This is a genomic window from Allocellulophaga tsushimaensis, assembly GCF_055383085.1.
Genome location: NZ_AP039451.1, coordinates 2,883,527 through 2,906,880 on the forward strand (window position 1 = coordinate 2,883,527; position 23,354 = coordinate 2,906,880).

Annotated in this window: 19 protein-coding genes; 14 read left to right on the forward strand and 5 right to left on the reverse strand. The window is 31.6% G+C overall.

The window, feature by feature from the left end; all coding sequences use genetic code 11:
• Positions 1-26: 26 nt before the first annotated feature.
• The gene (locus ACZ451_RS12550) at positions 27-2,579 is read right to left on the reverse strand and encodes an ATP-dependent Clp protease ATP-binding subunit (RefSeq protein ID WP_464212914.1); all 2,553 of its coding nucleotides are present in this window, start codon (positions 2,577-2,579) and stop codon (positions 27-29) included.
• 255 nt (positions 2,580-2,834) lie between these two features.
• Between ACZ451_RS12550 and gyrA the strand changes: the two genes are divergently transcribed.
• Both gyrA and ACZ451_RS12560 read left to right on the forward strand, forming a co-directional pair.
• Complete coding sequence (gyrA, locus tag ACZ451_RS12555) at positions 2,835-5,366, forward strand: DNA gyrase subunit A (protein ID WP_464212916.1); 2,532 nt, start codon at positions 2,835-2,837, stop codon at positions 5,364-5,366.
• A gap of 33 nt (positions 5,367-5,399) precedes the next feature.
• The gene (locus tag ACZ451_RS12560) at positions 5,400-6,695 is read left to right on the forward strand and encodes a tetratricopeptide repeat protein (protein WP_464212918.1); all 1,296 of its coding nucleotides are present in this window, start codon (positions 5,400-5,402) and stop codon (positions 6,693-6,695) included.
• 60 nt (positions 6,696-6,755) lie between these two features.
• Here ACZ451_RS12560 and ACZ451_RS12565 read toward each other — a convergent pair whose 3' ends face one another.
• On the reverse strand, positions 6,756-7,508 hold the full coding sequence (locus ACZ451_RS12565) for a C40 family peptidase (protein WP_464212920.1): 753 nt from the start codon (positions 7,506-7,508) through the stop codon (positions 6,756-6,758).
• 19 nt (positions 7,509-7,527) lie between these two features.
• Positions 7,528-8,706, reverse strand: a complete 1,179-nt coding sequence (locus ACZ451_RS12570) for an acetyl-CoA C-acyltransferase (protein ID WP_464212922.1) — start codon at positions 8,704-8,706, stop codon at positions 7,528-7,530.
• A 251-nt stretch (positions 8,707-8,957) separates the two neighbouring features.
• Here ACZ451_RS12570 and ACZ451_RS12575 point away from each other — a divergent pair, with 251 nt between their 5' ends.
• From ACZ451_RS12575 to serA, 4 genes are all read left to right on the forward strand, one after another.
• Complete coding sequence (locus tag ACZ451_RS12575) at positions 8,958-9,410, forward strand: methyltransferase family protein (RefSeq protein ID WP_464212924.1); 453 nt, start codon at positions 8,958-8,960, stop codon at positions 9,408-9,410.
• A 112-nt stretch (positions 9,411-9,522) separates the two neighbouring features.
• Entirely contained in the window at positions 9,523-10,134 is a 612-nt protein-coding gene (locus ACZ451_RS12580) for a sigma factor-like helix-turn-helix DNA-binding protein (RefSeq protein ID WP_464212926.1), read from the forward strand.
• On the forward strand, positions 10,131-10,832 hold the full coding sequence (locus ACZ451_RS12585) for a DUF3307 domain-containing protein (RefSeq protein WP_464212928.1): 702 nt from the start codon (positions 10,131-10,133) through the stop codon (positions 10,830-10,832). The genes ACZ451_RS12580 and ACZ451_RS12585 overlap by 4 nt, the downstream gene beginning before the upstream one ends.
• Before the next feature lie 271 nt (positions 10,833-11,103).
• Entirely contained in the window at positions 11,104-12,996 is a 1,893-nt protein-coding gene (gene serA, locus ACZ451_RS12590; RefSeq protein ID WP_464212930.1) for a phosphoglycerate dehydrogenase, read from the forward strand.
• Between the two features lie 132 nt (positions 12,997-13,128).
• Here serA and rlmH read toward each other — a convergent pair whose 3' ends face one another.
• Positions 13,129-13,602: a 23S rRNA (pseudouridine(1915)-N(3))-methyltransferase RlmH gene (gene rlmH / locus ACZ451_RS12595; RefSeq protein ID WP_464212932.1), complete on the reverse strand. Its 474-nt coding sequence runs from the start codon at positions 13,600-13,602 to the stop codon at positions 13,129-13,131.
• A 132-nt stretch (positions 13,603-13,734) separates the two neighbouring features.
• On the opposite strand from rlmH, the gene nadC reads away from it, so the two are divergent.
• From nadC to priA, 4 genes are read left to right on the forward strand one after another with little or no spacing between them, the layout of a single operon-like run.
• Positions 13,735-14,592 (forward strand): carboxylating nicotinate-nucleotide diphosphorylase, encoded by an 858-nt coding sequence (gene nadC / locus ACZ451_RS12600; RefSeq protein WP_464212934.1) that lies wholly within the window; start codon positions 13,735-13,737, stop codon positions 14,590-14,592.
• The gene (locus ACZ451_RS12605; protein WP_464212936.1) at positions 14,593-15,579 is read left to right on the forward strand and encodes a YihY/virulence factor BrkB family protein; all 987 of its coding nucleotides are present in this window, start codon (positions 14,593-14,595) and stop codon (positions 15,577-15,579) included.
• Positions 15,560-16,003 (forward strand): DUF2147 domain-containing protein, encoded by a 444-nt coding sequence (locus ACZ451_RS12610; protein WP_464212938.1) that lies wholly within the window; start codon positions 15,560-15,562, stop codon positions 16,001-16,003. Before ACZ451_RS12605 ends, ACZ451_RS12610 begins: the two co-directional genes overlap by 20 nt.
• A gap of 11 nt (positions 16,004-16,014) precedes the next feature.
• Complete coding sequence (gene priA / locus ACZ451_RS12615; protein WP_464212940.1) at positions 16,015-18,468, forward strand: replication restart helicase PriA; 2,454 nt, start codon at positions 16,015-16,017, stop codon at positions 18,466-18,468.
• An 85-nt stretch (positions 18,469-18,553) separates the two neighbouring features.
• On the opposite strand, the gene ACZ451_RS12620 is transcribed toward priA, so the two are convergent.
• Positions 18,554-19,246, reverse strand: coding sequence for a LytR/AlgR family response regulator transcription factor (locus ACZ451_RS12620; RefSeq protein WP_464212942.1), 693 nt, complete (start codon positions 19,244-19,246; stop codon positions 18,554-18,556).
• Between the two features lie 242 nt (positions 19,247-19,488).
• Between ACZ451_RS12620 and rpsF the strand changes: the two genes are divergently transcribed.
• The 4 genes from rpsF to ACZ451_RS12640 all read left to right on the forward strand — a co-directional run bounded on the left by rpsF (position 19,489) and on the right by ACZ451_RS12640 (position 23,317).
• On the forward strand, positions 19,489-19,830 hold the full coding sequence (rpsF, locus tag ACZ451_RS12625) for a 30S ribosomal protein S6 (RefSeq protein ID WP_464212944.1): 342 nt from the start codon (positions 19,489-19,491) through the stop codon (positions 19,828-19,830).
• 5 nt (positions 19,831-19,835) lie between these two features.
• A complete protein-coding gene (gene rpsR, locus ACZ451_RS12630) occupies positions 19,836-20,132 on the forward strand; it encodes a 30S ribosomal protein S18 (RefSeq protein WP_464212946.1) in 297 nt (98 codons plus the stop codon).
• A gap of 13 nt (positions 20,133-20,145) precedes the next feature.
• The gene (gene rplI, locus ACZ451_RS12635) at positions 20,146-20,598 is read left to right on the forward strand and encodes a 50S ribosomal protein L9 (protein ID WP_464212948.1); all 453 of its coding nucleotides are present in this window, start codon (positions 20,146-20,148) and stop codon (positions 20,596-20,598) included.
• Between the two features lie 343 nt (positions 20,599-20,941).
• Positions 20,942-23,317 (forward strand): TonB-dependent receptor, encoded by a 2,376-nt coding sequence (locus ACZ451_RS12640; RefSeq protein ID WP_464212950.1) that lies wholly within the window; start codon positions 20,942-20,944, stop codon positions 23,315-23,317.
• Positions 23,318-23,354 lie beyond the last annotated feature (37 nt).

Here is a 23,354-nt window from a genome sequence, read left to right on the forward strand (position 1 = left end):
TTTTTTTATTTTAAAAATCTAATTACTTACACGTCTTTAGATTCTTTTTTTGCTTTTTTAATTTTAATGGTAAGTTCTTCTTTCTTCTTATTTAAATCCATGAAAATAGAATCACCTTCTTCTAACTTAGAATTTACAATTTCTTCTGCTAACGCATCTTCAATGTATTTTTGAATAGCTCTTTTTAAGGGTCTAGCGCCATATTGTTTGTCAAACCCTTTATCAGCAATATAATCTTTAGCAGCATCAGATAATTCAAGTTCATATCCAATATCTTTTATTCTTGCTAAAAGCTTTTGAAGTTCAATATCTATGATTTTATGAATATCTTGTTTTTCTAATGCATTGAATACAATTACATCATCAATTCTATTTAGAAATTCAGGAGCAAAGGCTTTTTTAAGTGCATTTTCAATTACACTTTTTTGATGAGAATCTGATTGTGATTTCATAGCAGCAGTTCCAAAACCAACTCCTTGACCGAAATCTTTTAATTGACGCGCCCCAATATTTGAGGTCATTATAATGATTGTATTTCTAAAATCTATTTTTCTACCTAAACTATCTGTTAAAAAACCATCATCTAATACTTGTAGCATCATATTAAATACATCAGGATGCGCTTTTTCAACTTCGTCTAAAAGAACTACTGCATATGGCTTTCTACGAACTTTTTCAGTTAGCTGCCCACCTTCCTCGTAGCCTACGTATCCTGGAGGTGCACCAACTAAACGAGAAATCGCAAATTTTTCCATATACTCACTCATATCAATGCGGATAAGTGCTTCTTCAGAATCGAACAATTCTTTAGCAAGTACTTTAGCTAACTGAGTTTTACCAACGCCAGTTTGCCCTAAAAAGATAAATGATCCAATCGGTTTATTAGGATCTTTTAACCCAGCTCTATTCCGCTGTATGGCTTTTGCAACTTTAGCAACAGCATCATCTTGTCCTATAACATTACCTTTTATAAGTTGTGGTAACTCTGCTAATTTATTTATTTCTGTTTGCGCAATTCTATTTACTGGAATTCCACTCATCATAGAAACTACATCAGCCACATTATCTTCTGTAACAGTTTCTCTATGTAATTTACTGTCTTGCTCCCATCTTTCTTGAGCGGAAGAAAGTTCTTTTTCTATTTTTTTCTCGTCATCTCTTAATTTAGCAGCTTCTTCGTAGCGTTGTTTTTTTACCACCGTATTTTTAAGCTCACGAACATCATCTAACTGCTTTTCTAATTCAAGAATTTGCTTTGGGACATCCATATTTACAATATGTACACGAGAACCTGCTTCATCTAAAGCATCAATAGCTTTGTCTGGTAAAAAACGATCAGTCATATACCTATTCGTTAATTTTACACAGGCAATAATAGATTCATCTGTATAGGTTACATTGTGATGGTCTTCATACTTACTCTTTATATTGTTAAGAATTTCAATAGTTTCGACTACTGAAGTTGGCTCAACAATTACTTTTTGAAAACGACGTTCTAATGCACCATCTTTTTCTATGTATTGTCTGTATTCATCTAGTGTAGTAGCGCCAATACATTGTATTTCACCTCTTGCTAATGCAGGTTTAAACATGTTAGAAGCATCTAAACTTCCAGTTGCACCACCAGCACCAACAATAGTATGTATTTCATCAATAAAAAGAATAATATCATCATTCTTTTCGAGTTCATTCATTACAGCTTTCATTCGTTCTTCAAACTGTCCACGGTATTTTGTGCCAGCAACTAAAGAAGCTAAATCAAGTGTTACAACTCTTTTTCCGTATAGTATCCGCGATACTTTTTTATTAATAATACGCAAGGCTAAACCTTCTGCAATAGCACTTTTACCAACTCCGGGTTCCCCTATAAGTAGCGGATTATTTTTCTTTCTTCTACTTAATATTTGTGATACGCGTTCTATTTCTTTTTCTCTACCAACAACAGGATCTAATTTATTTTCTTCTGCCATTCTGGTAAGATCTCTACCAAAATTGTCTAGAACCGGGGTTTTAGATTTTTTACTTCCTTTTTGGTTAGAAGCTCCTCCAAACGTACTTTCTTTTTCTTCATTACTATCTTCAGCATCATTAGGAAAAGATTCTGAAGTTGGGGAATCTATATAATCATCATCACTAGTAATCATAGATTTAAATTGCTCTTTTACACTGTCATAATCTACTTTGAGCTTATGAAGTAGTTTGGTAGTAGGGTCATTTTCATTGCGTAAAATGCAAAGTAACAAGTGTGCAGTATTTATAGAAGAGCTTTGAAAAAGCTTCGCTTCTAAAAATGTAGTTTTTAAAGCACGCTCAGCTTGTCTTGTTAAGTGTAAATTCTTTTTATCTTTTTGTATGGTATTAGAATTAGGATTAGCAGGACTTAGTATCTCAACCTTTCTTCTTAAATGATTTAGATCTACATCAAGTGCATCTAAAATACTAATTGCCTTACCACTTCCATCTCGTAATAGCCCAAGCATTAAGTGCTCAGTTCCAATAAAGTCGTGCCCAAGTCTTAGGGCTTCTTCTTTGCTGTATGCAATTACGTCTTTTACTCTAGGTGAAAAATTATCATCCATATATTATCATTATCTACATTAAAAATAGTAAATCTATATCAAACTAAAGCAAATACTATACCTAATATTCGACAAACTATATATATATGACGGAAAAAAACAAATAAAATTATTTAAGAAGCATGTTTTTTTTTCTTTTTTATGATTTTAATGTTAATAAATACTTTAATAAACTATTATATAAATGTGTTGAAAATCTGTATTTTCTGTATATTGGCTTGTTTTTTAACCAAGTAAATAATTAAGATTTTATATATGGCAGAAGGAGAAAAATTAATTCCTATCAATATAGAAGATGAGATGAAATCTGCTTACATTGATTATTCAATGTCAGTCATTGTGTCACGTGCTTTGCCAGATGTTAGGGATGGTTTAAAACCAGTGCATAGAAGAGTTTTGTTTGGAATGTATGAATTGGGTGTTCGGTCTACTAGTGCGCACAAGAAATCTGCACGTATTGTAGGAGAAGTGTTGGGTAAATACCATCCACACGGAGATACGTCAGTTTATGATGCTATGGTGCGTATGGCTCAAGAATGGAGCTTACGCTACATGTTAGTAGATGGGCAAGGGAATTTTGGTTCTATTGATGGTGATAGTCCGGCAGCAATGCGTTACACAGAAGCACGTATGCGTAAAATTGCTGATGATATGTTGGCAGATATTGATAAGGATACTGTAGATCATCAATTAAATTTTGATGACTCTTTACAAGAACCTAAAGTATTGCCAACGCGTATTCCAGCGCTATTAGTTAATGGAGCATCTGGTATTGCTGTAGGTATGGCAACAAATATGCCTCCTCATAATTTATCAGAAGTTGTAGATGGTACTATAGCCTATATAGACAACAATGATATTGAGATTGATGAATTGATTACACATATAAAGGCCCCAGATTTTCCAACAGGAGGTATTATTTATGGTTATGATGGTGTAAAAGAGGCATTCCATACCGGTAGAGGTAGAGTGGTAATGCGTGCTAAAGCTACTTTTGAAGAAGTACAAGGCAGAGAATGTATTATTGTAACGGAAATTCCATATCAGGTAAATAAAGCTGATATGATTAAGAAAACTGCCGATCTTGTAAATGATAAGAAAATAGAAGGTATTTCTACTATTAGAGATGAGTCTGACAGAAATGGTATGCGTATTGTTTATATCATTAAAAGAGACGCTATTCCTAATATAGTATTAAACATGCTATATAAATATACAGCATTACAATCTTCTTTTAGTGTCAATAACATTGCATTAGTAAATGGGCGACCAGAAATGTTGAATGTAAAGCAAATGATTCATCATTTTGTTGAGCATAGGCATGAAGTTGTAGTTCGTAGAACAAAATTTGAATTGAAAAAAGCTGAGGATAGAGCACATATCCTTGAAGGTTTAATTATTGCATCGGATCATATAGATGAAGTAATTAAAATTATAAGGGCCTCTTCTAATGCTGATGAGGCTAGAGCTAGCCTTATGGAGCGCTTTAAATTGTCAGAAATTCAGGCTAAGGCAATCGTTGAAATGCGATTGAGACAACTTACTGGACTGGAGCAAGATAAATTGCGTGCAGAGTACGATGATATTATTAAAACTATTGCAGATTTAAAAGATATCTTGGCAAAGAAAGAACGTAGAATGCAAATCATTAAAGATGAGTTAGCTGAAGTTAAAGCTAAATATGGAGATGAAAGACGTTCGGAAATAAATTTCGCTGGTGGTGATTTAAGTATGGAAGATATGATACCTAATGAGCAAGTAGTGATTACTATTTCTCATGCTGGTTACATCAAAAGAACACCACTTACAGAATATAAAACGCAGAATAGAGGCGGAGTAGGTCAAAAAGCATCTTCTACTAGGAATGAAGATTTCTTAGAACACCTATTTGTTGGTACCAATCACCAATACATGTTATTCTTTACGCAAAAAGGAAAATGTTTTTGGATGCGTGTATATGAAATTCCAGAAGGAAGTAAATCATCAAAAGGACGTGCCATCCAGAATTTAATTAGTATTGAAAAAGAAGATAAGGTAAAGGCATTTATTTGTACGCAAGACCTAAAAGATGAAGAGTATGTAAACAGTCACTATGTAATCATGGCGACTAAGAAAGGTACTGTAAAGAAAACATCTTTAGAGCAGTATTCTAGACCACGCCAAAATGGCATTAATGCCATAGGTATTCGTGAGGGTGATGAATTATTAGAAGCAAAATTAACAACAGGTACTAGTGAAATTTTCTTAGGCTTAAAATCTGGTAAGGCAATTAGATTTGAAGAAAGTAAAACAAGGCCTATGGGAAGGAATGCATCTGGTGTTCGTGGAATTACATTAGCCCATGAAACAGATGAGGTAATAGGAATGGTTTCTGTTCATAATTTTGACGAAGAAATCCTTGTTGTTTCAGAAAATGGTTATGGAAAAAGATCCAGTATAGACGATTATAGAGTAACTAATAGAGGCGGTAAAGGGGTAAAAACAATTTCTATTACTGAAAAAACTGGAGGTTTAGTTGCTATTAAAAATGTATCGGACTCTGATGATCTAATGATTATTAACAAATCTGGTATCGCGATCAGGATGAGTGTAGAAGATTTAAGAGTTATGGGGAGGGCTACACAAGGTGTTAAATTAATTAATATCAAAGGAAATGATTCTATTGCAGCTGTAGCAAAAGTAATGAAAGAAGAAGATGCTGTAGATGAAGTAGATGTGAATGACCTTGAAGTGAATCCAGAAAATGGCACGGCTCTTGATAATACTGAAACCGAAACAGAAGAATAAACACTAACAAAGTAAAATTTAATAACGTTAAAGATGAAAACTAAAATTTTTATAATTGCTGTATCCATGTCATTTACAATGATTGGATTTTCTCAAAAAGCAGAATTAAAAGCAGCAGATAAAGCAATTAAAGCAGGGAAAATAGAAGATGCTAAAACTGCTATAGATGGGGCCGCGTCTCTTATGGAAAATGCTGATGCAAAATACAAAGCTCAATATCATTTTTTAAAAGGTCAGGTATATTCTGTATTAGCTAGAGATGGAGATAGTGATGCTTTTCAAATTGCTGTTGATGCATATAATGGTACAATAAAAGCTGAAGAATCTGGGAAAGTTAAATATACGGCTCAAGCAAGAAAAGGGCTTACCGATTTAGCAGGTGAATTAGTGAATTCTGCTATAAAAGATAACCAAGAAGGCAAACAAATACAAGGCGCAGATAAATTATATTTAAGTTATAAATTAAGTCCTCAAGATACAGTTCGTTTGTATTATGCTGCTAGTGGTGCAGTTAATGCAGCTGCAAAAGAGAAAGATGAAGCACAAAAGAATAAGTATTATGGAATTGCCCTTGAGTATTATGAAGAACTTAAAAAAATTGGATATGATGGTTCTGAAGTAAAATATACTGCTGTTAATGTAGCGAATGGTGAAACAGAAGTGATGTCTAAGCAACAACGTGACTTGCTAGTGAAATCTAAGACGTATACAGATCCTAAGCAAGAAACAACTCCATCAAGATCTTCCGAAATCATTAAAAATATTGCATTAATATATACACAATTAGGTAAAGATGATGAAGCTTTACAAGCGTATGTAGATGCACGTAAAAATGATCCTAAAGATGTAAATTTAATTTTAAACCAAGCCAATCTTTATTTTAAATTAGGAGATAAAGACAAATTCATTACTTTAATGAAAGAAGCTACTGAAATAGCACCTAATAATCCAGATTTATGGTACAATATTGGAGTAATTAATATGGAACAAGAAAATATAGAAGAAGCAAGAGCAGCATATAATAAAACTTTAGAACTTGATCCTAATTATGTTAATGCTCATTTAAACCTTTCTACAACTTATGTAAATGAAGGAAATGGACTTGTAGATACCTTAAATTCTTTAGGAAATTCTAGAGCAGACATTAAAAAATACGATGAAATTAAAAAACAAAAAGACGATTTGTTTGTTGAAGCTTCTAAAATATTAGAGAATGCACTTAAGTTAAATCCCGATAACCAAGGTATATTATCCCAGTTAAAAAATATATATGGGGCTTTGGGCGATAATGAAAATTTTATGCGCCTTAAAAAGTTGTTAGGAGAGTAAACTATCCAATTATACATAACTCAAAAAAAGCTTCTTTTGCAATTTGTAAAAGAAGCTTTTTTATATAATTTTTTTGATAACTCTTAGTTTATGTGTATAACTCTTTAATTCAGTATTAAAAATACCAGTATGGTCTATACGATCAATTCTTACCTTACCAGATGAATGAATAATGTAATTATTTTCCATAATAATACCCACGTGATCAATAATACCCTCGTTATTGTCAAAAAAGGCTAAATCTCCTGGCTCGCTTTCTTCTATAAAACTTAAAGGTTCTCCTTGAGTTGCCTGCTGTGCAGCATTTCGTAATAAATGATATCCGTTGATACGATATACCATTTGTGTAAAACCGGAGCAATCTATGCCAAATGGTGTTTTACCTCCCCAAAGATATGGTGCGTTTAAATATAATAGCGCAATATCAATTAGTGCTTCTTTTTTAATAACAGTGTCTATATAATCACCATCAAAAGTATGTTGTAATATAGTAGTGTTTTGTACAGATGAACCTATTACAATTGGTACTAAAACATTATTAGAAGTGCTTACAAAAGAGACCAGATCTGATGCATATTTATGTTTACCTGATTGATGAATGGTATTGTAGACTTCTTCAGAAATTAGTTGAATTTGTTTATTATTTACCCACCCTTCAATAGCATCAAAAGAAACTCTTATTTTGCTCCAAAATTTTCGTTGTTCAAGAATCTTAAAATAATCCCCATATAATAATTGGGTACACAGTTCACTTGCGTTATCTGCAATTAATCTAACAGGAACAATGCTAAGAGGGCAAATACCGTATTGCATAAATATTTAAAGAAATATTTTATATATTTTTCTCAATAATTATAGCAGATGCGCCTCCACCACCATTACATATTGCGGCAGCACCTATTTTTGCGTTTTGTTGTTCTAAAACATGTATCAGCGTTACTAGTATTCTAGCCCCAGAACAACCTAAAGGATGACCTAGAGAAACAGCACCACCATTTATATTTACATTAGCGTCTTGTAATCCTAATATTTTCATGTTTGCTAGGCCTACAACAGAAAAAGCTTCATTAAATTCAAAGAAATCAACATCATCAATTGTAATGTTTGCTTTTTCTAAGGCTTTAGGAAGTGCTTTTGCTGGTGCTGTGGTAAACCATTCTGGTTCATGTGCAGCATCTGCATAACTTTTTATTGTTGCAATAGGTTTTAAGCCTAAGGCATTGGCTTTTTCTTCACTCATTAAAACTAATGCCGCTGCTCCATCATTTATGGTAGATGCATTTGCAGCAGTTACGGTACCTTCTTTTGTAAACGCTGGTCTTAGTGCTGGTATTTTTTCAATTTTAACATTTTTGTATTCTTCATCTTCAGAAATTAAAATTGGTTCCCCTCTTCTTTGTGGTACTTCTACAGGAACTATTTCGGTATCAAATTTTCCAGATTCCCATGCTTTTGTAGATCTTGTATAGGATTGTATGGCGTAATTGTCTTGATCTTCTCTTGTAAATTCATATTTATCAGCACAAGCATCTGCACAAACTCCCATAGCATTTTCATCATAAGCATCTACTAATCCATCTTTTTGCATTCCGTCAATTAAAGTTGTAGCACCAAATTTCTGACCTTTTCTAAGGTGAACATAATGCGGTATTAAACTCATGTTTTCCATTCCTCCAGCTACAATAATAGAGGCATCACCTAAAGCAATGGCTTGGGCAGCTTGCATAACTGCTTTCATACCAGAAGCACATACCTTATTTATGGTAGTACATGGTACAGTATCAGGAATTCCTGCATAAATGGCAGCTTGCCTAGCTGGTGCTTGTCCAGTACCAGCTTGTACCACATTACCCATTAAAACTTCTTCCACTAATTTTGGGTCTAGATTAATTTTATGTAAAGCTCCTTCAATAGCAGTTGCACCTAATTTAGGTGCAGAAATTGAAGATAATTTTCCCATAAAACTACCAATTGGGGTTCTTACAGCTGAAACAATTACTACTTTTTTCATTTTAGAATATCTTAAAAATAAGTGATACGAAATTAATAAATTTAACTACAATCATACATAGCTATTTAAAATATCTGTAAATAAACTAATAGTGAATGAATCTTAAATTTATAAATTCTTCTCCATAAGATTTATAGAGTTGTTATTTTGTGGTAAAAATAATATCAGATTTTTAATCTTTTATTTAATTAAAAACTTATAAAACAAATATATTAGTATCATAAATAAACTATTAAATCTATCATTACGGTATGCGTTTAAAAATTCCTCCTCCTTTGGTAATGCTAATTACGGGATTACTAATGTATCTTTTTGCTAAATATGCACCATTTGGTCATTTTAATTTTACGGGAAGATTATATTTTATATACGGTTTAATAGGCTTAAGTATGCTTTTAAGTATCACAGCTATTTTACAATTTTTTAAAACTAAAACAACTACAAATCCTACACAACCAAATAAAGCTTCAAAACTTGTTATTGGTGGGGTTTATAAAATTTCTAGAAACCCTATGTATTTAAGTTTGTTATTATTGCTCTTAGCTTGGTCTTTATATTTAGGAAATAGTTTCAATATTTTACTTGTTGTAGGTTTTGTTTATTATATGAATAGGTATCAAATTATACCTGAAGAAGAAGCACTTAAAGCACTTTTTGGTAAAGCCTATATCAGTTATTTAAGTAAAGTAAGACGTTGGTTTTAAATAGTACTTAAAAGACTAATATTTTTTATTATAAGCTAAATTGCTTATAATTAATTTAATTAGTATATTTGCTTATATTTTAATATATTATCATTTTAGCTTATAATTTATGATGGCAGCTATATTAACAGGCGATATTATCAATTCTGAAAATTACGAAGCATCAGAGTGGATGCCAATTCTAAAAAACTATTTGTCAAAATTTGGAGATACTCCAACAGATTGGGAAGTATACAGAGGAGATGAGTTTCAGCTTAAAACTACTGCAAAAGAAGCATTAACTATTGCAGTAGGTTTAAAAGCACATATAAAAACTATTAAAGGTTTAGATGTTAGGATGTCTATAGGTTTAGGCCAAGAAACATATGTTGGTGATACTGTTAGTGAGTCTAATGGAACTGCATATCAACTTTCTGGAAGAACTTTGTCTACACTAAAAAAACAAAATAGAAACTTGTCTGTGGCAACAATAGACCAAACAGTAAATAAAACAATAAACCTTGTTTTACAATTAGCTTTAGATTTTATGGATCATTGGTCCCCTGTGTCCGCAGAAATTATTGCTTTATATTTAGAAAATCCTGATGCACAACAACAAGAAATTGCAGAACAGTTGCAAATTAAACAATCTGCCGTAAGCCAGCGGCAAAAAAGAGCAAGGTTAGATTTAGTAAAGCAATTATTAGCGTATTATCCAGAACTTATAAAACAACTCAACTCATGATAACAGTATTTGTTAAATTACTCTTAGCACATTTAATTGGAGATTTTTTAATACAACCCAATAAATGGGTAGCACATAAGGAGACCTTTAAAATAAAATCTAAATACTTGTATTTTCATGTATTCTTACATTTTATCATAACAATGTTATTATTATGGGATTTAAGTTATTGGGGTATTGGATTAATAGTGCTTATATCTCATTATGGTATAGATGCTTTAAAACTATATGTAACACCACGATTTAATTATAAGAGTATTCCTTTTTTTATAGATCAGGCATTGCATATAATTGTACTATATGTTTGTGCTTATTATGGAGATTTAGCAAACCATTTTACAACTGCTATCCAAGCATTAGATTTTGCATTGGTAACAGCCTTGGTTTTTGTATCATTTCCTACAGCAATAATTATTGGAAAATTATTAGAAGGGATGTCGAAACATATAGAAATGGATCATGAATCTTTGCCAAATGCAGGTAAGTATATTGGTATTATAGAACGCCTTTTTGTATTGACATTTATTATTTTAGGACGTTGGGAAGTAATTGGTTTTTTAATAGCTGCTAAGTCAGTTTTTAGATTTAACGATTTAAAAGATAGCAATAGTCGTGAGCTAACTGAATATATTTTAATCGGAACACTTCTTAGTTTTGGGGTGGCTATTTTAACAGGAATTATTTATACAAGCCCCTAATAAAGAGAAAATAATAGTAGCTTTTAGAGGCTAATTATTTACAATACTTTTTTAACATCTGTGCTAATTTAATGGTTTGCGAAAATGATAAAAGAGAAACCATTTTACGTTTTAATTTTTTAAAATGTGAAATTCATAATTTTTCACTGTTCAAAAAAACAATTCCATATTAAAATGTTAGAAATACTGATTGTGAATTAGTTTTCATAAGATTTAAAGCTAATAAAGTGAATTAATTTTTACATTTACAACTTATATTTATCTTAAAATAATGGTTGCTACAGATAGAAAGTACGTCTTTGATTTTGATAGTACTTTAACACGTGTTGAAGGTTTAGATGTTCTAGCGGAATTAACTTTAGAAGGAAGGTCTGACAAGGATGAAATTATTAAGCAAATTCAAGAAATTACAAACCTTGGAATAGATGGAGATATATCTTTTACTGAATCTCTAGAGCGTAGAATTAAATTATTAGATGCCAATAAAAAAGATTTAGATCTTTTAATTGCGGAGTTGCGCAAAGAAATATCATTATCTATAGAACAAAACAAAGATTTTTTTAAAAATTATGCAGATGATATTTATGTTATTTCATGCGGTTTTAAAGAGTTTATAGATCCAATAGTTGCGGAATACAACATCCCATCTGAGCGAGTACATGCCAATACCTTTAAGTTTGACGAGAATGGAAAAATTATTGGTTTTGATGAAACCAATGTGTTATCGGCTCATAATGGAAAAATAGAATGCCTTAAGAATTTAAATTTAGAGGGCGAAGTACAAGTAATTGGCGATGGTTATAGTGATTATGTAATGCGCCAAGCGGGTATAGCAGATAAGTTTTTTGCGTATACAGAAAATGTACATAGAGATAAAGCTGCAAAAAATGCAGATTATATTACACCTAACTTAGATGAATTTTTATTTGTGAATAAACTACCAAGAAAAATCTCTTATCCTAAGAATAGGATAAAGATGTTATTACTAGAAAATGTGCATCCAGATGCATTTGAAACATTAACAGATGCTGGTTTTACTGTAGAAACTGTAAAAAGCAGTTTAACAGAAGAAGATTTAATAGAAAAAATAAAAGATGTACATGTACTTGGCATACGTTCTAAAACGCAAGTAACACAGAAAGTATTAGATGCTGCCGAAAAACTAATGGTAGTAGGTGCTTTTTGTATTGGTACTACTCAGATAGATTTAGATTACTGTAAAAAAAGAGGGGTGGTTGTTTTTAATGCACCTTACAGTAATACAAGATCGGTAGTAGAGCTGGCAATAGGAGAAATTATTATGCTAATGCGTAGTGTATTCTCTAGAAGTACTGAGATACACAATGGGCAATGGCAAAAAACAGCTATAGGATCGCAAGAAGTACGTGGTAAAAATTTAGGTATTGTGGGTTATGGTAATATTGGTAAACAATTATCAGTACTAGCAGAATCTATAGGAATGCGGGTATACTATTATGATGTAAATGATCAATTGGCATTGGGTAATGCCATAAAATGCAATTCATTAGAAGAATTATTGCAGATTTCTGATGTGGTAACCTTACATATAGACGATAATAAAGCTAACCTTAATTTTATTGGTGAAAAAGAAATAAGCCAGATGAAAGATGGCGCTATCTTTATTAATTTAGCAAGAGGCTTTGTTGTAGATATTAAGGCATTAGCAGCTGCATTAAAAAGTGGCAAGTTAAAAGGTGCAGCTATAGATGTTTTCCCAGAAGAACCAAGAAAAAACGGGGAATTTAAAACAGAATTACAAGGTTTAGAAAATGTAATTCTTACCCCTCATGTTGGAGGTAGTACAGAAGAAGCACAACGTAATATTGCAGATTTTGTTCCAAATAAAATTATGGATTATATGAACTCTGGGAATACAGTAGATGCAGTTAATTTCCCTAACATTCGTTTGCCAAAACAGAATGAAGCACATCGTTTTTTACATATTCATAAAAACGTGCCTGGAATTATGGCTAAGATTAATGATGTTTTAGCACGATTCGAAATAAATATTTCAGGGCAATATTTATCTACAGATAATGAAGTAGGTTATGTAATTGTAGATCTAGATAAAGAATACAATGTAGACGTAATGAAAGAGTTAAAAGCAATAGAAAATACGATTCGGTTTAGAGTATTATACTAGTAGTTAAAAGCTATAAACTAAAAATCCTCGTTGTGAAACAACGAGGATTTTTCTTTAGAAGTATTTTTCTATTTGCTAAAGATTCATAAAATAAACTCATAAACAAGTAAAACGAATAAACTTTTAAACTAATTACTGATGATGATAGGGTTCATTTTTTAGAATTGTATAAGCTCTATAAATTTGCTCCACCACAAAAAGACGAATCATTTGATGAGAGAAGGTCATTTTAGAAAGGCTTAATTTCCCTTGCGCTTTTTTATACATACTTTCGCTAAAACCATAAGGACCACCAATAACAAAAACCAGTTGTTTAATACCGCTATTCATTTTCTTCTGTAGGTAAGCAGAAAATTCCACAGAAGAAAATTGTTTGCCATTCTCATCTAAAAGAACAAGAACATCGGTAGGGTTTAATTTTTTTAAAATAGCTTCACCTTCTTTTTCTTTTTGTTGTGCTTCAGATAAGTTTTTTACATTTTTAATATCAGGAATTAATTCTAACTGAAATTTTATATAATGTTTTAATCTATTTTCATACTCAGCAATAAGCGTTTGTAATGCTTTATGATCTGTTTTTCCAATGGCAAGTAGTTTTATGGTCATGGAGCAATAATTTAATAGCTATGGTTTTTATACACAATCAAAATTATAGATAAAAAATACGGAAATAAACTTTTTATCGTTTTAAAACATTCAACCTATAATTAGTAAATTAGCATTTATCAAATTTCTAATATGATTTCTACTGAACAATTTAATGAAGAATTACGTTTAATTATTACCAATGCCATCCGAGAAGATGTAGGAGATGGTGATCATAGTTCTTTAGCTTGTATTCCAGATACCGCAACAGGAAAGGCTAAACTTTTAGTAAAAGATAAAGGTATTATTGCTGGGGTAGAATTTGCTAAACAAGTTTTTAATTATGTTGATAAAAATTTAGAAGTAGAAACCTTGATGAAGGATGGGGATGAGGTAGAATATGGAGATATTGTTTTTTATGTAAGTGGAAGTTCGCAAAGTATTTTAAAAGCAGAGCGTTTGGTTTTAAATGCAATGCAACGAATGAGTGCTATTGCAACAAAAACCAATTATTTTGCTGTGCTTTTAGCAGGAACATCAACCAAAATTTTAGATACTAGAAAAACAACCCCAGGATTACGAGCAGCAGAGAAATGGGCCGTAAAAATTGGAGGAGGAGAAAACCATAGATTTGCTTTGTATGATATGATTATGCTAAAAGACAATCATATCGATTTTGCAGGAGGTATTACTAAAGCAATAAACAAAACAAAAGATTATTTAAAAGCGACAAATAGAGATTTAAAAATAATAGTTGAAGCACGTAATTTAGAAGAAGTGAAAGAAATTTTAAGTGTTTCGGGTGTTTATAGAATACTGTTAGATAATTTCAGTTTTGAAGACACAAAAGAGGCCGTAAAAATTATAGGAGATACCTGTTTAACAGAATCATCTGGTGGAATCAACGAAGCAACAATTCGTCAATATGCAGAATGCGGTGTAGATTATATTTCTTCGGGGGCATTAACCCATTCTATTTACAATATGGACTTAAGCCTTAAAGCAGTTTAAATGTCTAAGCCTATAGAAGAAAAAATTGCTAAAATTCCAGTATTAAATTGGATCGCCACTTTGCTAAAAAAAGTAAAATTAAAGGCTTTTGAAGGGCTTTCTTTATACGATTTAGTAGAAATGTATATTTCTGGAATTGTAAATGGTGCAGTATCATCTAGAGCCAGCTCTATTGCATTTAGCCTTTTTATGGCACTATTTCCGTTATTAATCTTTCTCATAACATTGTTACCTTTTATCATTCCGTATGTAACTATAGAAGGAGGAGAAAGTTTTGAAAAACAGTTTTTAGTTTTTCTAGAATCGTTTCTTCCGAATGCTACAGGTGATTACTTTGAAGAAATTTTTCAACAAATTAAAGATCAAAAAAGGGGAGGCTTACTATCTTCAGCTTTTATCATCTCTATTTTTTTAGTTGCTAATGGTGTAAATGCAATTTTTGGTGGATTCGAAAATTCATATCATGTAACTCTAAATCGTAATTTTTTAAGGCAATATGTATATGCCTTTATGGTAGGTTTAATACTGTCCATACTATTAATTATCGGTGCAGTAAGTTTTGTATATTTTGAATTCTATATTTTAGAATATATGAGCGAATTGGCAGCAAAAACAAATGGTTTTGATGTAGAACAAGGCGATATTATAGGAGTTCAAATAGCTAAGATTTTATTTTTCCTTATACTGTCATATTTTACTACAGCAATACTCTATTATTTTGGAACGGCTGAAGGAAGAAAAGCACGTTTTTTCTCAGCAGGAGCCTTAATGACTACTGGTTTATTTGTATTAACATCTTATTTATTTGGTATATATGTTGAGAAATTTGCACGATATAACGAATTATATGGTGCTTTAGGAGGTTTATTAATTTTGATGGTGTATATCTGGTTAAATTCTAATATCTTACTACTCGGTTTTGAGTTGAATGCAACTTTAAATTCCTTAAGGAATAATATAAAATTGAATGAAGAAGAAGAAAATTAGGGTTTTATTACTAGTAGTAACAGTATTCGTTTTAAATATTGGTTATGCCCAGAGTATTTTTGGTAAATGGAAAACTATTGATGATAGAACAGGAAAACCCAAAGGCATTATAGAAATATACAAGAAGAATGGTGAAATGTACGGTAAAATTGTTTCCATATTAGAACCGGGTAAAGAAAATGCTGTTTGCACCAAATGTGATGGAGATTTAAAAAATAAACCTATACTAGGAATGACCATTATAGAAAGAGCAAAGGAAAATGAAGATGGAGAATGGAAAGGAAAAAAACTTTTTGACCCTGAACAAGCAATGACGTTCCGATGTAAAATATGGTTAAATCCAGAAAACTCAAACGAGCTTAAAGTAAGAGGATATTTAGCCTTTTTGTATCGTACCCAAACTTGGTTACGAGTAGAAGAGTAGAAAACGCTAGCATGTCGTATTTTATAAATGTTATTCTTCCAATACCATTAGAAAAACTGTTTACATATCGTATAACAGCAGAAGAAGCTAACTTTCTTCTACCTGGAATGCGTGTTGCTGTTCCTTTTGGAAAAACTAAAATATACACTGCTGTAGTCAACGAAATACACCAAACTCCACCAGTAGTTTATGAGGCAAAAGAAATTCATCAGATATTAGATGAAACACCTTTAATTACAACCATACAATTAAAACATTGGCACTGGCTTGCTACATATTATATGTGTTCTATAGGGGAGGTATATAGAATGGCAGTACCAAGCGCCTTTTTATTAGAGAGTGAAACACTTATTTTAAGAAATACAACTATTGTTGTAGCAGAAGAAACGCTTAAAGATGATGAGTTTTTGGTATTTGAGGCATTACAAAATCAATCTATTTTAAGGGTGCATGAAATCAGTGCCATTTTAGATAAAAAAAACGTACTTCCAGTTTTAAACCGACTCATAAACAAAAATATAATTGTTTTAAAAGAAGAAGTCTATGAACAGTATAAACCTAAAATGGTCCGGTATGTTCGTTTGGGAGAAGCATATAAAACCGAAGAAAAGTTAGCAGAACTTTTAGATACCTTAACCAGAGCACCTAAGCAAAGCAAAGTAATTTTATCCTTATTTCAGTTAGTAGGAACAACCAAAAAACCTGTAAAGGCTAAAGAATTGGAAAAAGCTAGTGAAAGCTCTAGTGCAATAATAAAAACACTAATAGACAAAAACATACTAGAAGAATATTTTATCCAGACAGATAGAGTAGGGTATCAGGAACATAAAAGTACTACACTTAAAAATCTTAATGAATACCAACAAGAAGCATTTTTAGCTATAAAAGCAGGTTTTAAAGCTAAGAAACCTGTCTTATTACATGGTGTAACGGCATCAGGTAAAACAGAGGTTTATGTAAAATTAATAGAAGAATGTATAAAAACAAGAAAGCAAGTCCTTTATCTATTACCAGAAATTGCATTAACAACGCAATTGATCAATAGGTTACAGGCGTATTTTGGAGAAAAAGTAGCCGTGTATCATTCTAAATATAACGTTCAAGAACGAGTAGAAGTATGGAATAATGTGTTAGAAGAAAAAACGAAAGCAACTATAGTTATTGGGGCACGTTCTTCATTATTTCTTCCTTTTAAAAATTTAGGCTTAATTATAGTAGATGAAGAGCACGAGAGTTCTTTTAAACAATACGATCCAGCGCCAAGATACCATGCAAGAGATGCGGCTATTGTTTTAGCAAATTTCCACAATGCTAATATTGTACTAGGGTCTGCAACACCTAGTGTAGAGAGTTTTTATAATGTAGAGAAAGGAAAATATAGCTATGCAAGTATAACAAGAAGGTTTGGCGATGTTTTAATGCCAGATATAGAATTGGTAGATATAAAAGAGCAGACACGTAAAAAAAGAATGAAAGGGCATTTTTCGGAGCGTTTATTACAAGAAATTACTGAAACACTTGAAGTTGGAGAACAAATAATTCTTTTTCAGAATAGAAGAGGTTATGCTCCTATTTTAGAATGCACTACGTGTGGTCATGCCCCACAATGCCCTAATTGCGATGTAAGCCTTACTTATCATCAATATAAAAAGCAATTGCGTTGCCACTATTGTAGCCACCATATAGCCTTACCAGAAAGCTGTGAAGCATGCGGTAGTAGCACTTTAGATACTAAAGGTTTTGGTACAGAACAAGTAGAAAAAGAAGTGCAAACCCTTTTCCCAGAAGCAAAAGTAGGGAGGATGGATTTAGATACTACGAGAGGAAAACATGGCTACGAAAAAATAATTACAGCATTTGAACAGCAAGAACTGGATATTTTGGTAGGAACCCAAATGCTTACAAAAGGTTTGGATTTTAGAAACGTAAATCTTGTAGGAATTATGAATGCAGATACGCTGCTTAATTTTCCAGATTTTAGAGCACACGAAAAAACATATCAATTATTAACGCAAGTATCTGGTAGAGCAGGGCGTACAAAAAAACGAGGAAAAGTTATTGTTCAAAGTTATAATCCATACCATCAAATTTTAAAACAAGTGTCTGTAGGCGATTATATAGAGATGTATAAAGAGCAATTATACGAAAGACATCAGCATAAATACCCACCTTTAAATAGAATTATAAAGCTAACCTTTAAGCACAAAGACTATAATAAGTTAAATGAAGCTGCGGAGTGGTTTACTAAAGGTTTGCGTAATTATTTTGGAATTCATGTTCTTGGGCCAGAATTTCCTCCAGTTGCTAGAATTAGAAATCAATATTTAAAACATGTATTGGTAAAAATACCCGTAAAACAATCATTGGTTAAAACAAAGAATAGTATTAGAAGAATAGAAAAATCTTTTAATGCAATTCCGCAATATGCTAGTGTAAGAGTAATTTATAATGTAGATTACATATGATGTAAATAAAAAAATCGCTCATCTTGAGAGAAAAGCGATTTTTAAATATGTATGTTAAATAATGTATCGTAGGTCTTAAAAATAGCTATACATTACTCAAAGCTTCTGCTAATTCTGTCTTTTTATTTCTACTTAGAGGGATTTGTCTACCACTAACTTCAACATTTTTGCTGTTAAACTTCTCCACTTTTTCTAAATTAATGATATAGGATTTATGAATACGAAGAAATTTTTCTGATGGTAATTGTTGTTCAAAAGATTTCATGGTAGAAAGGATAACAATATTAGCTTCATCAGTAACGAGCTTAATATAATCGCCTAATGCTTCTATCCACTTAATGTCATTAAGAATTACTTTTCTTTTCTTTAGATTACTTTTAACAAAAATATGCTCTTCATCTTCGTTAATTTTATGCAATTGCTCATATTTAGCTACGGCTCTACGCACAGAAGAATCAAAACGAGACATTGTAATAGGTTTGTGCAAATAATCCGTAACATCATAGTCAAATGCTTTCAAAGCATAATCAGGTTTACCTGTTATTAAGATTACTTGTGGCCTGTTTTCTAATGATTCAAGTAGGTCAAAACCATTAATAATAGGCATTTCAACATCAAGAAAGATCAAATCAATTTCACTGTTCTTGATTCCATTTTTAGCTTCAATAGCGTTGCTGTACTCGGCTACTAATGCTAAGTTGGGGTGATTGTTGACTAGTTTTGCAACTGCCATCCGCTGCATAGACGAATCGTCTACTATTATACTTCTTAATTTCATAAATGGTTGATTTGTGGGGTTAAATCATCGGCAAATTACTGAAAAAACTAGATGAACTACAACAAAAGATGTGAACATCGTATAATTTGTTGTGTAATCAGTAAAAAACACGATTAAAGATCTGGTTAAATTCAATTTATTTTTTAATATTTATTATTGTCTAATACTATAACGAAGTTTTTTAAGAAATCTTGTGATTAGGAATAAATATTATTACTTTTGCACTCCTAAAATATAATAATATGAATCATTACGAAACTGTTTTCATTTTAAATCCCGTTCTATCTGATCAGCAGATAGAGGAAACAGTTAAGAAATTTGAAGATTTCTTAATTAGCAATGGTGCCAAAATGGTATCTAAAGAAAATTGGGGCCTCAAGAAATTGGCGTATCCAATACAACACAAAAAAAGTGGTTTTTACCATTTATTTGAATTTTCTACCTCAGATGGGCAAATTATTAACCCATATGAATTGGAGTTCAGAAGAGACGAGCGCGTGATGCGATTTTTAACTGTGAAATTAGACAAACATGCAATTTCATGGGCAGAAAGAAGAAGAGTAAAATTAAAAACTAAAGCTTAAGCGTTATGTCATCAATAGAACAACAAGCAAAAGGTAAAAAAGATGGGGAAATTAGATATTTAACCCCTTTGAATATTGAAACCAATACTCAAAAAAAATATTGTCGTTTTAAAAAATCTGGTATCAAATATGTAGATTATAAAGATCCAGACTTTTTAATAAAATTAGTAAACGAACAAGGAAAATTACTTCCAAGAAGACTTACAGGTACTTCTTTAAAGTATCAAAGAAAAGTGGCTGTTGCTGTAAAAAGAGCACGTCATTTAGCATTAATGCCATATGTTGGTGATTTATTAAAGTAAAAAGAGACAAGCAATGGAACTTATACTAAAAGAAGACGTACAGAACTTAGGGTTTAAAGACGATTTAGTAACTGTTAAGAATGGTTATGGAAGAAATTATTTAATACCACAAGGTTTAGCAGCACTTGCAACTGTTTCTGCAAAAAAAGTATTAGCAGAAAATTTAAAGCAAAGAGCGCATAAAGAAAAGAAAATTGTTGATGAAGCCACTAAAATTGCAGAATCTTTAAAACAATTAGAAGTAAAAATCTCCGCTAAAATTGGTACAGGTACTAAATTATTTGGTTCTGTAAACAATATAGATTTAGCGGCTGCCTTAGAAAAAGAAGGTCAAGAAATTGATAAAAAATTCATTTCTATAAAAGGAGGTTCTGTCAAAAGAACTGGTCCTTATGTAGCACAAATTAGGTTGCATAGAGATGTTGTTGTAGATTTTCCTTTCGAAGTTGTAGGAGAGAAAAAATAATACAAGAACAAAATACATTTTTTAAAAGGGTTACGCATGGCGTAACCCTTTTTTTATTCTTTAAAGTAACCACATATCATAAAGGGTGTAAAGATATTTTTCTCTGCCATAGTTTATATCCGATTATATAGATTGTAAGTATTAGTAGACATCAGTTTTAAGAGACTTAGCCGTCTACATACTCCATTTCACAACAAAAAATTCCTACAGAACAATTATTGCGCTACTTTTCGTTTAGAAATTACACCTAGTTTCACCAAAAAAATTGCGCTTGACCAGATTATTTATTTGCTTGTTTTTGTTCTGTAGTTATAGCTTTTCCCAAAGTATTAACTTTGATAAGTTGGGAAAAGAAAAATTGCTCCGCTATAATGGAGGTATTGCTGCTAATAGTGTTTTCTATGATGGTTCTGCCAATAGAAAGCCGCTAACTTATTTTCTTACAGGAAATTTAAACTTTAATATCGCTGGTTTATATAATATTCCACTCTCCTTTACGTATAGCAATCAAGATTTTAATTTCCCAAGTCCGTTTAATTTTAACAGATTAAGTTTTCATCCATCTTATAAATGGGCAACGGCGCACATTGGCGATGTAGCGATGAACTTTTCTCCATATACTTTAAGTGGACACCAATTTACCGGAGCTGGTTTTGATTTAACACCAGAAGGGAAGTTTAAAATTAGTGCCATGTATGGGCGCTTATTACGCGCTACAGAGTATAACGAAGAAACTCCGCAAAGTATAACAGCATATAGGAGAATAGGTTATGGGCTAAAAGGCACCTATGATTTTGATTTTTTAAGCCTAGGTGTTATTTTTTTTAAAGCACAAGATGAAGAAAACTCTATTGTGAATCCAATTCCTGTAGAATTAGGAGTCACACCTAGGGAAAATGCTGTAGTCTCTTTTGAATCTGAATTTCAACTTTTAAAAAAGGCAAATATTCGTTTAGAATATGCAATCTCCGGGCTTAGTGAAGATACCAGACAAACAGAAGCGCCAGGAACTAAAGGAATACTTTCTTTTTTATTGAACGAAAATGTAAGCACCAATTATTTTAACGCACTAAATGCCTCATTAGATTACCCAGCTGGTAATGGTAGTTTAGGACTAGGCTATCAGCGTATAGATCCAGATTATAGAACCTTAGGGGCATATTTTTTTAATAACGATTTAGAAAATATTACCGTAAACGCAAGTCAGTCTATTTTTGATTCTAAAGTAAGCCTTAGTGTAAATACAGGTTTACAACGCGATAATTTAAACAAAGTTAAAGCCACTGATCAAAAAAGAGTAGTAAGTGCTGTTAACCTTAGTTATACTCCATCAGAAAAATTAGGACTTACGGGGGCATACTCTAACTTTCAATCTTTTACTAATATTAGAGATCAGTTCGATTATATTAATCAGGTAGGGCAATTGGATAATGTAGATACTTTAAATTACCGTCAAATATCTCAAAATGCAAATTTAGGCATCAACTATACTTTAAAAAAAACAGAGACAAAACAGCATAGTACCAATTTAAATTTAGTGTATCAAATCTCAGAAAATCAACAAGAAGGAGAAACTGTAGAAGGTGGTCAGAATGCTTTTTATAATGGAACAGCAGCTTATACACTTGGTTATCCAGAGCAAGATTTAAACATTTCTCTAGCAACCAACACCTCCTACAATACTGTAGCAGACAATAAAAATTTAACCTTAGGACCAACGGTGTCAGTAAGTAAACTTTTTTTCGATAAAAAATTACGGAGTAGTTTCTCCAGTTCTTACAATACTTCTTTTACCAATGGAGAACAACAGAACAATGTATATAATTTTAGAGTAGGGGGCAACTATACTTGGTTAGAGAAACACAATTTTAATTTAAATTTTTTGAGTCTTTTTAGAAATAGTACAAATACCAGTAGCACAGACCATACGCTAACTTTTGGCTACAGTTATACTTTTGATAATTTTAAAATTAATAGCAAAAAAAGAGCTAAAGAAGGTAAAAGAGAAAGAGAAACTAAAGACTTGATTCGTTTCCGATATAAAAATGTATCCTACAGTGGTAGCATACCAGAATTAAATGAGCAAATCACCACAGTGTCTAAAAGTACCGAATTTAATGATATTCCCTTATTTAAACGAGATGAACTAAAGGTACTCTTAGCAACAGTAACTGCAGAGAAAAAGAAAGAAAAATATAAAGAAAGTGCGCTTAACTATTTAAAAGAGTTATACGACTTTGCTGATTTTAAAAATTTATATGATGAAACTTTATTTGAAACCATTCAGAAATTAAGAGGAGATATGAAGCGTTTAGATATAAAGCTAGAAAGCAAATACGTTTCAAAAAAGTTAGCTGTAGACAAACATCCATTAAATAAAGTAGAAATCACAAATAATACAGATAGAAACTTAGCCAAAACATATCAAAAAATAGTGTTAGAGCGCAATATACGCTTGAAAAAATTAGCCGGACACCGTTGGATGGAAAGTAAATTTGTGAATTTTACTACCATAGAGAGTATACAAAAACCAACAACATATTTAAAAGAATTTAAAGAAGGGCAACTTATAAAAGCATATCAAATTTATAATAAGAATAAGGATAATAAAGAATTAAAGGAGTATTTAGAAGTACAGCTTATAGATTTTTATTACCAAAAGTCCTTGCGCATTGTAAATCCAGATGATGTTAAACTTAGATATATTAATAAAAACTAACCCAGATGCTTTAAGAAAGCTTATATAAACAGTTTTA